Source organism: Acinetobacter sp. TR3, from assembly GCF_027105055.1.
In the GTDB taxonomy this organism is placed as follows: Bacteria; Pseudomonadota; Gammaproteobacteria; order Pseudomonadales; family Moraxellaceae; genus Acinetobacter.
This window is the reverse complement of the sequence record NZ_CP114268.1, coordinates 1-10,120: the sequence shown is the minus strand read 5'-3', so window position 1 is coordinate 10,120 and position 10,120 is coordinate 1. Positions and strand designations below refer to the sequence as shown.

Genomic DNA, 10,120 nt, shown 5'->3' with positions numbered 1-10,120 from the left:
GCGCATTTGTATGAAATGTTCTTTGCATATCTGCATGATTAGTATTTTGTTGCATTTGAACATTAGCATTGTTTGTATCTTGAGTTTTCCATAAATCATGACTTAACTCAGATTGACGTACTTCTTTTTCAATAATGGCTTTGTTTGTCTCCAAATCAAACTTACTTTTTGCCTCTATAAGTTTAACATACGCCTCTAAAAAACCTTGATGACTAGGGTCTTTGTCTAACATTTTTTCTAGGAACTCTCTAACTTTGTTGAAATCTTCCGTAATCATCGAAATACTTCTTAATATCTGAGTGGTTTTATTAACACCAATAATAGTCTCTAAATTACAAAAAATCACCTACAATACTTATGTCCCTTAATGTGTAATTTGATATGAATTTTCCTCAGAATCCAGATTTATTTTTTCAAGAAATTCATATGTTTGAAGAAAATTTTAGATCTATATTTGAGGTATATAGAAAAAGTGATAAAACTGATCCATTATTTTTATTAGGTGATTGCCTAGATGTCATCAAACAAATTCCCGATGAATCAGTAGATACAATCATTACCTCACCTCCATATTGGAGCCAAAGAGAATATGAAAATGGTGGTATAGGTCTTGAAAAGACTTTAGATGATTTCTTTAACAATCTATTACAGATTACAAGTGAACTGAAACGGGTTCTAAAACCAACAGGTTCTTTTTGGCTAAATCTAGGAGATGTATATAAAAATAAACATCTTTTAGGTATACCTTGGAGATTCGCATTTAAATTAATTGATGAACAAAATTGGGTTCTTCGCAATGAAGTAATTTGGAACAAGGTTAAAGGTGGAATGGATAACTCTAAAGATAAGTTAGGGAATGTTCATGAAACCATTTTTCACTTTGTTAAAGATCCTGCCAACTATTTTTATAATACTGATACAATCAGATCAAAACCAAGACAAAGTAAGGTAGTAAATGGCAGTATCGTCTCGGCTACTGGAGTGTCTGGAGTTAAGTATAAAAGAAAAATTGAGTTATCAACGGAACTCAGCGAGGAAGAAAAAAATAATGCTTTTAAAGCATTAGAAGAAATGCTGAAGTCTATACAAGATGGAAAGTATTCAGATTTTCGCATGGTAATACGAGGTGCTAACCGTACGACTCACTCTAACAGTGATAAAGTATCTGGTCGCGCTAAAGAGTTATTAACAAAAGGATTTTATTTTCTTAAATACCACCCTGATGGCAGTAAACCTAGCGATGTATGGGAAATTTTGCCTGAAAGTTTTTCAAAAAATAAAGAGCATTTTGCTCCTTATCCAATTGATCTATGTAGAATTCCTATTTTAGCTACTTGTCCAAATGACGGAATAGTTTTAGATCCATTTGTAGGAACAGGAACCACCTGTATAGCAGCTAAAATTTTGAATAGAAAATCTATTGGTATAGATATTTCAAAAAGCTATCTAGATACAGCAATACGTAGAGTAATTAATGAGTAAAATTGTAGAAATTTTTGGTTTAAAAACTACTCATGAGCCGAGTGATTTAATTAAAGCCATAGCAGATCAGATATGTCCTTATTCTAAAAAAAAATGTTATAAAACAAGGAAGTCAGATCCATCTATTGCTATAGGAACATGTACCTTACAGTATTCTAGTCCTATAGATAAAAAGGCAGAAAAAGTATCAACTATTATTTGCCCTAATCGCCTTCTAGAAAGAAAGCAGATATTTATAGACTGTCTTCATTTGCTCACGGGTCACACACCTGGCAATGAATTGCATTTAGTACCAGAAGTTAAGATTCCTGGTGGGAATGTAGATTTTTTTCTTATTTCTGCAAAAGATGGAAAGGTTAAAGACTTTGTAGGTATTGAATTACAAACATTAGATACTACAGGAACTATTTGGCCAGAACGTCAAAATTTGTTGAAAGAACTAAAAATTATTGATGCTAACACTGAAGTCGAGAAAAAACCTTTTGGTATGAATTGGAAAATGACAGCTAAAACCATTCTCGTTCAAATGCACCATAAGGTAGAGACTTTCGAACATATTAATAAAAAGATGGTACTCGTCATTCAAGATGTACTATTAGACTATATGAAAAAAGAATTCTCATTTGATCATCTAAATGAGAATGTTGATATTGCTGACTCATTCCATTTACATGCATATCAACTTAAAAATGACAACTCAAAACAAGATTTCATGATCTCTTTGAATAAAAGACTAAGTACAGACGCTAATGGAATAGGCGTTTGTCTTGGCCTAAAAAATGAAGCTAAAGTTGAACTTGAAGAGTTAATTGCGCTCTTACAAAGCAAAATTTCAGAACATACATCTCTAACCTTGGAACTATAAATATGACCACTTCTATTGAAAATGAAATCTACAGTTATACATATAGCTTAGTTACTCAAGGTGATACTAAATTTTACTCACTAACTATACCTTCTGAAGTACTGGCAAAAACTTGTTTTGTAACGAATAGATTTGATGATAAAGAGGAAGGTTTTCAAAGACGATTAGACAAAAATAGAGCTCAAGAAATTGCCGACTATATAGATAGCGGTATTGGATCTATCCCTAATGCTATTATTTTATCAGCACAGTCTGAAGCAGAATTTACTTTAAAAAAAGGCGGACGAGCTCTTTCTTTCAGAGCTGACCCGAAAGCATTCTTAGTACTTGATGGTCAACATCGGGTTTGGGGATTTGCATTATCTCAAAAAACATTACGTGTACCTGTAATTGTCTATCATGGTCTAAGCAGAAAAGAAGAAACAAGATTATTTATTGATATCAACACAAAACAAAAGCCAGTTCCAAGTGAGCTTCTATTAGATATTAAACAATTAGCAGAAACAGAAACTAATGATGAAAAAATTTTCAGAACCTTATTTAATTACTTTTCAGAAAATGAAAATAGTGCTTTAAGAGGCCTGTTATCTCCAAGTGAAAAGAAAGTGGGGAAAATTTCTAGAACAACATTTAATCAAGCTTTTAAGAATGTAAATACAATCTTAGGAGATCAATCTGACATAAATATTTTTCACATATTTAATAATTACTTGCATGCTATTAAAACAACATTAAAAGATGATGATAATTCTTTAATTACTACACCATCAGTGTTTAAAGCAATTATTAGTTTCTTTACAGATGTGGCTCCACGTGTAAAATTCAAATATGAAGGAGATTATTCAACGGATAACTTTATATCGGTATTACATCCACTAAACAATATTAATCAAAATCATCTACTTAAGAACAAAAGAACTTACACTAAAATTGTAGACATCTTAAATCAATCACTTTCAAAAAATTTTAGTTTATAAAATGCAACAACTCATTAATTCTATTTCTCCATATATTCATACTGGAATACTAACGCCTTGTCTAAAACAAGGCCTATCCATTAAAGAGTGTATTGATAAAATTCCTACATTTACTTTAGCTAATTTTAGCTATACTAGTAAAACTAAGTATCATTTTGAATTCCATTCTTCTGATATTGATAAACTTAATGATGCATTAGCCTTTGACTTAAATAGAATGGCAGTAGCATCATTTGAATCTATATATGCTTTACAATTTCCAGAGAGGGAATATCCTAAATCTAGTGCATGGATTGTAATAAAATCATATTATTCAGCTTTCTTTGCCGCACATACTATTCTCAGAATTTTCGGGTCAGCGGCTATTCAAATAGAAAGCAGTCAAAAAACTAAACTAAATAACTCCTTCCAATATAGCTCTCAACAACCATTACCAAATGAGCAAATCAAATCTGGATTACATATTTTCAACTTATCTAATAGTCAGGCTAATCACTTTAATATAGAAATTCTTCCTAATGGTACTCATGAAGATACATGGCGTGCATTTTCTAACCTTCTTACAGAGTTAGATCAAAAATTACTAACCAATTCCTCAATACCCACGATTGTCAGAAACGAAGCATCACGACAAATATCTGAATTAAAAACAATTCTTTCAACTGATGGACATGCTGAAAATTGGTTGTCTTTTATAAGAAATGAAGTTAATTATAAGCACAGCTTCGGAACATGGTTCCCACATAAAACATCAAATACTTATAGAGATGAAATTATTGTATACACAAAAGAATGGTATAAATTTCAAAACCTTTCTTTGATGAAAAAACAATCTTCTATGAGTCGATTTATTCAAGGTTCCATGTTTATTATTAATTTAGCTAAAAATTTACTTATTAAAATAGATTCATATTCACAAGGAGAAACATATTTAAAGAAAGGAGCTCTAAAAGTACTAAGTGTTTCAAAAGTAAGGTAGTGCTTCTATTTAACATAAAATATCTTATACGAAGTCAAAAATGGGAGCCTTATAGCTCCCACTTTCATTTCCACTCAGGCTCTTTGTAATACTGATGTGCTCGTTTGGAATTGTGCTTCCAACTTTTAGCAACTGTGTAAACATATGCTGGAAGATCATCCCATGCTTCAGCTAGACGAGGACCACGAGCTACACGAAGTTTAAGAGGATAAGCTTTATATTCAATATGATGCATGAAATAAAAACTTTTCTCTTGTTGAGTGCTAAATTTTTTAAAATAAAGACTCTTTATATTAGGGTAGCGTTCATGAGGGTATGTTTTTACAGATTGTTTATACTGAGATTTCAGTTTTTTCATTGTTTCTCCTAGGTAACATTACCTAGAAGGGATCCTCTGCAAAGTAGTTCATTGTCTTGAATCCTAGGATTTTTTAATGATTTTTTAAATCTTTTAACATTGCTTCACGCAGAATGTTATTCATGCGTGTCTGATAACCCTTGCCTTGTGCTTTAAACCATGCAAGAACATCAGCATCTAATCGAATAGAAGTCTGTTGCTTCACTGGACGATAAAATTGTCCATGACGAATAGCATTACTCCAGTCCGTAATTTCAGGAATATCAGACAAATCTAATTGATCATCTGACACAGTACCCTTAGCAAGCAAGCGTTTAATTTCAGCATCTTGCTTGTCACTGAAATTTTCATTCAGTTCTTTGCGTGTATATCTAACCATGCTCATATTTATCTCGCTCTGCTTTGGTGACTTCCCTTGCACTAATGATTCGTATGATTTCACAGTCATCTTCATCAAAGATGGTGTGAGCAACTAAGAGCATTAGTACGCCTTTAACCATACCGATGGTTTGCCAACGTTCTTCACCACCAGTATGTCTATCTTGGATTGAGATCCTTAAAGGATCTTCAAAAATGAGGCTTGCAGTTTCAAAAGATACATCATGTTTTTTCTGATTCTTTTGGTTCTTTGCCTCATCCCATTCGAAATACAGTTCCATAAAAACATTCAATTTTGTATATACAATAATGTATCACATATTTGTCTTGCATAAGACAAAGAGTGTAAATTTTGGTCAAAATTATTGGCTAAAAGTGACAAATTTGCTTAAAAAGCAGCCGACTTGTTTCCGAGTCGGCTTTTCACCTATTTTTTAGTCATGACTAATTTTTTAAACATTTGAAAAATAATGATTTTTAACAAGTGGTTTCGCATAACGCCCATTATGTTAAATGGTGCACATCTTATATTGTAAAGTGGATCACTTTTTAAAAATAACTTTATAGAAAATATCTTCTTTTTAGCGCAAAAGCATCTTGTAGGGCATTGTGAGGTATTTCTGAATCTATTGTCAGATTTGTATCACTTTCCCAAAGTTCCATTGTCAACTTTGGGGTAGTCATACAAACGCCTTGTTGAAGCATCAGGGTTGTTAGGAATAATGAAAAATCTTCTGGCCAATCAGCAACTATATGTATGGTTTCATAGTGATTTAGAAAGTTAAATAAATTTTTTTTAAATTCTTTTAAATCAATAGCTTGCTTATTTAAAATAGGGATAACATTATTAAATACCCATGAAGTTGGATTCATACATGGTAGAACTTCATAGAAGTATTTTTCATTTTCATCAACAAGAGCCATGGAAATCAGTTCTCCACCAAAACCATTAAACTCACAATCCAAAAATAATTTCATATTTGCTATTACCGTATTTATTTTAGTTACTTAAAAAATAAGGAACTTGTTTTATTTCAACAAGTTCCTATATAAATTAAGCTTTTTTATATCTCGTTGCTCTTGAAAAGAGAGTATTACGCGTATCAGGAATTTTCACATTGTTTTGGTCAATCAAGTAACCATGTTCTTCCATGATTACTCTAACCATGTGGCCGATAGCCTGTTTTAAGCGATCAAAATCAATATTTTCTGGATTATTAGAATTATCTTCGATAGCTTTTAATTCTTTACCAAATCTAGCTTCTAAACTTGGAACTAAGGCTTCAATTGCTGGTCGACTAAGGTAGGTTGCTGTTTCAAGCATTACGATAGTTTTTTCTTCATTTAGGAAGTCTAAGATTTTTTGTCCAAAGTTAGTATTAATAATACCTTGGAATTGAGCACTGAAATTTTGCATGTTATATACCTGTTCCACATATGATGTTTTGTTTTTGTAGGTTTCTATGTTAAACCATTCAAATATAACGTGTCAATTAATTAATTAAGAAGCATAAATTTTTTGATTATTTAAGAAAATCTAAAATTAACATAATACCCCTTATGCGAAGCAGCAATCAGAGATAGATATTTGTTCAGAAAAGAACGTCACTGAACTCAAAATTGCGTCAAAGATTGCAGCTTCAAATAGAAATATTGCACTCATTTTTTTTAATCAAAAAATCTGCATGTTTGGTTTTTCGATTTAAAAAAAAACAAAAATTGATCCAATATTCATAGAAACTGCCAAAAATTTTCTAAAAAATTTCGACCAGGATTCGGAACTTTTCTAACTCAAAATTTGAAATTTTTTTCATGCTTACTTTCAAATTTACCTTTCAGTTTTCTGAATTTTTATCAGCCTACTTTAACCCCTGATTTATAAAAAATGACTAAAAAAAATCTATAAAATCACTTTTTCAATCACATCAAAAACCGAAAAAAAATTTCATAAAATTTTAAAACCTGTGTATACACACTTTTTATTATTTTTATCAATAATTTAATACTATTTTTACAAGAAAATGCGTAACAAATGACGTATACAAAATAAATATAATATTTATTAATTACTTAAGCCAATTTTCAAACATTTTACGTATACAATTTTTTCAGTTTTTGTATACAAAATATAGTCTTTAAATAACAAAAACTTAGACCTTAAAGATTCATAATTTCGTATACAAAAGACGATTTGATTTTTTAGCATTGAAAGCCTTATAGAATAAAGCTTTGGAGGCAAACACCGTAAGGTGCGTGGTGTGTGACAAAAACAATTGCGGAATGTTCCGCAGCCTTGATCAAATTACAAATTAAAAACCCGAAAAGTTGCTAGAGTCCGCTTTAATAAAAACAATTAAAAAATGCAAAAAATTAGAGGATAGATTCAATGGATCCAGTCATCATTTTTCCAAAAACCTGTACGCTTTGCGGAAGAGAAGATCAAAAATTTTCACGAATAAATTCTGGTGAATACGCAGAGAACGATGAATTTTTTTGCAGTCTTTGTATGGCAACGATAGAGCAACTACAGCAACAAACATCATTGAAGAAAAAAAATGAAATGATCCAATCAAAAAGACAAAACTTTAAAATCATAGAATGAAATTAACAGAAGAAAGTGAAACAAAGAAAACTTTGACCTATCTAAAAATACAGTTCAAAACCAAGTGGATTGATCATAGAGCGTGATTAAAATTTTAAATAGGGAAAACATAGCTAGAGAGCTAAAAATTTAAAATACGGCAAAACAGAAGCATTTAGCGAGTGTCTACGAGCGACATAACAAAAAATCGCGCCTCGGCTTTTTGAAAAACAATTTTTAAATATCTTAACCCTAAAAAAAATGATGAACAGATATTTTAATTTGATTCTAGGTCGAGCGAAGCGAGCATAAAACTTTATGAGCGAAGCGAATTCCGAGTGCTTTTGCATTTTCTAAAATTCACGATAGTAAGAACCAAAAAATTGCCCCAGGAATCGAGCGAAAGCGAGATTCAATAGAGTTTGAGCGAAGCGAAAACCAAGGGCAATTTTGACCAGGTAATGCTTTTAATTATTTTTAAATGTTTTTAATGTTTTTAGACAAGCTGAAAGCCTTTAATAGCAATAGTTTAAGGGGTTATAAAGATAGGTTTAAGGGGTTATAAAGATAGGTTTAAGGGGTTATAAAGATAGGTTTAAGGGGTTATAAAGATAGGTTTAAGGGGTATTTGAATAGTTGAATAGTTGACTATTTAAAATATATAACATATAACCTAGTTATATGTATTACTAAGCTTTATATCAATCATGACAAATAACAATAAATTAGTGGTTAAAGATAATGCTCTTATCGATGCTTCTTTTAACTTATCACTCATAGAGCAACGCATCATGCTCTTAGCCATAGTTGGAGCGAGAGAATTTTCTAATCTCACATCGGATACACCAATAGAAGTTGTTGTAAGTGACTATGTTAATCAATTTAAAGTGGATAGTAATAATGCTTATGGTTTGCTTAGAGAGGCTGCAAAAACACTAAAACGAAGGGAATTTAGCTATTTAGATAGATATAAGGGCCAAGAGGCTTTTACGACTGCAAACTGGGTAAACAAAGTGACCTATGTCGATTCTAGTGGCCTTATTGTTTTATATCTTAGCAACGAAGTTATTAGCTTAATTAGCCGATTAAGCGAACAATTTACAAAATATCATATAGAACAAGTATCTGACTTTAGAAGTAAATATAGCATCAGGCTATATGAACTATTAATTAAATGGTTGAATGTAGCAAAAACAGAGAAATACAGTATTAACGATCTTAGATCAAAGCTAGGTCTTGATGCGAGTGAATACTCAACTATGTCTAACTTTAAATCTAACGTTTTAGATAGAGCAGTAAATGAAATTAATAAACATACCAACATTACCGTTGACTATGACCAATTCAAGAAAGGTCGAGTTATCACAGATATTCAATTCAGAATTAAATCGAAAACTAGACCATCTCAACAACCACTAAACCAAAGATCCAAAACAGTATTTCACCAAATGACAGATGCTCAAATCAATATGTTTGGTAATCAGCTTTCACGACTACCTGAATTCTCAAACTTAGCAAATGGTAATGAAAGCTATGAGAGCCTAGCAGCAAAGATAAAAGACATGCTGAAAGATCCAATACAACAAAAGCAGTTTTTACCACATCTAAAAAACCTTGGATTTAAGCCTTGAGTGTATTCGAGAATACACATATTGTATTCTTCAATACGTTTTCAAAATACACAGCAATACACTATGAATACAGCTACGAAATACAGTGTTAGTGATGCTGCTAATCTGTATAAAAAATCTAGAGCTACACTATATAAAGATATAAAAAATGGTGTATTAAGTCGTGATCATGATGGCTTTATAGATTTCTCAGAACTACTTCGTGTCTATGGTGAGCCTTTTGGAGTAAAAAACACAAAACGTACTGATACGCCTCCAATACAAAATCAAAATACACCTGAATACACAGATACAATAGTCGTAGAACTGAAAAGCCAAATCGAGTTTCTAAAAAAACAATTAGAAAAAGCCGAAGATCGTGAATCTAAGGCTAATGCTCGTATAGATACGCTTCTAACACTCATTGAAATGAAACCTTCTACAACCAATATGACTACGTCTATCAACCCAAATACGAGTCGTGAGCAGAACACTACTAAGTCAAATGAAAATGAGGCAAAACCAGAACAAGAACTTCAAAACCCAAGAATTCCTATACCAGAACATATCGAGCCAGAACCTCAAAAAAGAGGGTTTTGGAGTCGTTTTTTTAGACCCTATGATTAATCAAGATTGTTTAATTTGAATGAATAAAATCACGGAACAATGAGCAAAGAATAGGCGTGGAACGTGAAAGATCAAGAAAAAGCCGTTCCAGTGCGCTGAACCCTAGAACGGCTTACTTTAAGATATTGATGCGAAAAGGAAAAGTTCAAGTATTTCACATAAGGCGTATTATGTTAATTTTAGAAAATCTTAAATTCAACGGTTTGGCAAAAAGTTATTCGCTAAGCCAAACATACCTTGATTATACTGTTGTTGTGTTTGAT

Annotated in this window: 14 protein-coding genes; 8 read left to right on the top strand and 6 right to left on the bottom strand. The window is 31.6% G+C overall.

The features are described 5' to 3' along the window. Nucleotides 1-277: hypothetical protein (locus O1449_RS16040; RefSeq protein ID WP_269239846.1), on the bottom strand; the 277-nt coding region annotated here is incomplete at its 3' end. Nucleotides 278-381: 104 nt separating this feature from the next. Between O1449_RS16040 and O1449_RS16035 the strand changes: the two genes are divergently transcribed. The 4 genes from O1449_RS16035 to O1449_RS16020 are packed head-to-tail and all read left to right on the top strand — an operon-like array spanning nt 382 to nt 4,303. Further along, entirely contained in the window at nt 382-1,482 is a 1,101-nt protein-coding gene (locus tag O1449_RS16035) for a DNA-methyltransferase (RefSeq protein WP_442865348.1), read from the top strand. Continuing rightward, a complete protein-coding gene (locus O1449_RS16030) occupies nt 1,475-2,347 on the top strand; it encodes a NotI family restriction endonuclease (RefSeq protein ID WP_269239844.1) in 873 nt (290 codons plus the stop codon). Before O1449_RS16035 ends, O1449_RS16030 begins: the two co-directional genes overlap by 8 nt. A gap of 2 nt (nt 2,348-2,349) precedes the next feature. After that, a complete protein-coding gene (locus tag O1449_RS16025; RefSeq protein ID WP_269239843.1) occupies nt 2,350-3,324 on the top strand; it encodes a DGQHR domain-containing protein in 975 nt (324 codons plus the stop codon). A gap of 1 nt (nt 3,325) precedes the next feature. Continuing rightward, a complete protein-coding gene (locus tag O1449_RS16020) occupies nt 3,326-4,303 on the top strand; it encodes a hypothetical protein (protein ID WP_269239841.1) in 978 nt (325 codons plus the stop codon). A gap of 64 nt (nt 4,304-4,367) precedes the next feature. On the opposite strand, the gene O1449_RS16015 is transcribed toward O1449_RS16020, so the two are convergent. The 5 genes from O1449_RS16015 to O1449_RS15995 form a co-directional block, all read right to left on the bottom strand. Then, entirely contained in the window at nt 4,368-4,661 is a 294-nt protein-coding gene (locus tag O1449_RS16015; RefSeq protein WP_269239839.1) for a hypothetical protein, read from the bottom strand. Nucleotides 4,662-4,734: 73 nt separating this feature from the next. Then, nucleotides 4,735-5,046, bottom strand: coding sequence for a BrnA antitoxin family protein (locus O1449_RS16010; RefSeq protein WP_269239837.1), 312 nt, complete (start codon nt 5,044-5,046; stop codon nt 4,735-4,737). Further along, the gene (locus O1449_RS16005) at nt 5,033-5,320 is read right to left on the bottom strand and encodes a BrnT family toxin (RefSeq protein WP_269239835.1); all 288 of its coding nucleotides are present in this window, start codon (nt 5,318-5,320) and stop codon (nt 5,033-5,035) included. Before O1449_RS16005 ends, O1449_RS16010 begins: the two co-directional genes overlap by 14 nt. 280 nt (nt 5,321-5,600) lie before the next feature. Next, nucleotides 5,601-6,017, bottom strand: coding sequence for a hypothetical protein (locus tag O1449_RS16000; RefSeq protein ID WP_180177476.1), 417 nt, complete (start codon nt 6,015-6,017; stop codon nt 5,601-5,603). 76 nt (nt 6,018-6,093) lie between these two features. After that, on the bottom strand, nt 6,094-6,456 hold the full coding sequence (locus O1449_RS15995; RefSeq protein ID WP_180177477.1) for a hypothetical protein: 363 nt from the start codon (nt 6,454-6,456) through the stop codon (nt 6,094-6,096). Between the two features lie 969 nt (nt 6,457-7,425). Here O1449_RS15995 and O1449_RS15990 point away from each other — a divergent pair. The 4 genes from O1449_RS15990 to O1449_RS15975 all read left to right on the top strand — a co-directional run. After that, nucleotides 7,426-7,641 (top strand): hypothetical protein, encoded by a 216-nt coding sequence (locus O1449_RS15990; RefSeq protein ID WP_269239832.1) that lies wholly within the window; start codon nt 7,426-7,428, stop codon nt 7,639-7,641. Nucleotides 7,642-8,327: 686 nt separating this feature from the next. Continuing rightward, nucleotides 8,328-9,251, top strand: a complete 924-nt coding sequence (gene repM / locus O1449_RS15985) for a replication initiation protein RepM (protein WP_269239830.1) — start codon at nt 8,328-8,330, stop codon at nt 9,249-9,251. Between the two features lie 63 nt (nt 9,252-9,314). Further along, the gene (locus O1449_RS15980) at nt 9,315-9,857 is read left to right on the top strand and encodes a plasmid replication DNA-binding protein (RefSeq protein ID WP_269239828.1); all 543 of its coding nucleotides are present in this window, start codon (nt 9,315-9,317) and stop codon (nt 9,855-9,857) included. A 56-nt stretch (nt 9,858-9,913) separates the two neighbouring features. Next, a partial coding sequence (locus O1449_RS15975; RefSeq protein WP_269239826.1) for a hypothetical protein occupies nt 9,914-10,120 on the top strand: 207 nt, incomplete at its 3' end.